A 362-nucleotide genomic window follows, 5' to 3' on the forward strand; every position below is an offset into this window, starting at 1 on the left:
GTTACCCGGCAGGAGGCTGTCTTACCGCCATCCACGGATGTAGCAGTAATGGTGGCACTGCCTTCCTTATGCGTGGTTACCTCTCCGTTGCTGTCAACAGATGCCACCTCCGACTTGTCCGAACTCCACGTTACAGCCTTGTTCGGAACATCCGCAGGTGAGAACGTTACCTGAATCTTGAACTTCTCCCCTGCAACTACGCTCTTTTCCGTGGGAGATACAGCGATTCCTTCCACCACCTTCACCAGTGTTACTTTCACTTCCTGACCGTAAGCCGTACCGGCGGAATTGGTAGCATACGCACGAGCATGGTAGACCTTGCCCGGAGTAAGGTTGCCGATGCTTACCTTGAAGCTGCCGGT

General features: G+C 54.1%; 1 protein-coding gene. It reads right to left on the reverse strand.

All coding sequences use genetic code 11. The features are described from left to right. Positions 1 to 362: Ig-like domain-containing protein (locus JT26_RS03990; protein WP_160217631.1), on the reverse strand; the 362-nt coding region annotated here is incomplete at both ends.

The sequence above is a fragment of the Porphyromonas sp. COT-108 OH1349 genome, assembly GCF_000768755.1.
GTDB lineage: Bacteria > Bacteroidota > Bacteroidia > Bacteroidales > Porphyromonadaceae > Porphyromonas_A > Porphyromonas_A canoris.